The organism is Bacillus sp. P4_D3, assembly GCF_056401855.1.
On sequence record NZ_JBFUIN010000762.1, the window covers coordinates 1 to 1432 of the forward strand.

At 34.5% G+C, this 1432-nt stretch carries 1 protein-coding gene and 2 pseudogenes; all 3 read right to left on the reverse strand.

The window, feature by feature from the left end:
* Positions 1-287, reverse strand: a pseudogene (locus tag AC1DTM_RS26420) (stage II sporulation protein P); the annotation flags it as partial.
* Positions 288-384: 97 nt separating this feature from the next.
* Positions 385-1350, reverse strand: coding sequence for an SPFH domain-containing protein (locus AC1DTM_RS26425; RefSeq protein WP_002158136.1), 966 nt, complete (start codon positions 1348-1350; stop codon positions 385-387).
* Between the two features lie 2 nt (positions 1351-1352).
* Positions 1353-1432, reverse strand: a pseudogene (locus AC1DTM_RS26430) (NfeD family protein); the annotation flags it as partial.

Below are 1432 nucleotides of genomic sequence, written 5' to 3' on the forward strand. Positions count from 1 at the left end.
CTCAAATCTTTTATTTTTAAATCTGTCGCAATAGAGAACATTAAATTCCCAACCGATTCTCGTTTATTTTGCTTAAAATAATCAAATCCATAATAGCGATTCTCACTTTCTATCATTTGAACAAAACCTTGCATAGATACTTTTCCAAACCATTGATTCGCATAATTCGATTTCATTGTATGTAAAAGTGACGTCAAAATCGACGCAATAATAATTACTATTAGTGCATATAGAAAGAGTAACGAAACTAGTTTTTTCCCATGTATACGAGTAGCATACTTTTTCACTGTATCACCTTCTTTATACATGGATATGTACAAGCCTTTCGCAATATACGCACAAAAAAGAGAAATGGCATCCCATTTCTCTTCCTCACTCTGATAGTTATTTTTCTGTATCTGACGAAGGTAATTTCTTCGCTTGTTTCTCTTTAAAAATTTCCCCAATAGCACCAAGAGTACCAAGTGTTTCAATTGCATTAGACGGAATAAAGACTTTATTTGCTGGTCCTTTTGCAACCTCAATCAATGATTCAAATGATTTATAAGCAAGTACGCGCTCATCTAAATCTGCTGCGCGAAGTAATTCAATTCGATTTTGTTCTGCTTTTGCGATTTCCTCAATCGCTCTTGCTTCCCCTTGCGCTTCTAATTCTTTTGCTTCTTTTAAACCTTCAGCTTCTCGAATACGCGCTTCTTTATCCCCTTCAGCCATTAAAATTTTACTTTGTTTTTCCCCTTCAGCACGAAGGACTTTATCTTGTTTCGCTGCTTCAGCTTCTAAAATGATCGCACGTTTATTACGTTCTGCTTTCATTTGTTTTTCCATTGATACTTGCACATCTTTTGGTGGGTTAATATCGACTATTTCGACACGCTCAATACGAACGCCCCATTTTTCTGTCGCTTCATCAAGTGCTAAACGAATTTCTGTTGAAATTTTTTCACGACCTGATAATGTTTCATCAAGCTCCATTTTACCAATAATTTGTCGCATTGTTGCAGATGTAATATTACGAACACCATATTCATAGTTTGAAATACCATATGTCGCAAGCTCTGGTTCAACAATTTGATAGAAAATAATTGTATCAATTTCTACTTGTACATTATCTTTSGTAATTACCTTTTGTGGTGGTACATTCGTTTGTTGAATACGCAAATCATGATATACACGAACACGATCTACAATTGGGATTAAAATATTTAATCCTGGGTGCATAATCCGTTGAAATTTACCAAACCTTTCAACAACCCCAACTTTTTGCTGCGAAATAATTTTAATCGTCAATGCAATAAATACAACGACAATCAATGCGAAAATAATCGTTAACGTTAATGCTACTGCCATATTTATTCACTCTCCTTTTTCACTTGTAAAATAGTACTATGCCTCTTTATAACAACGACTTTTTCTCCAGCATCAATAGGAG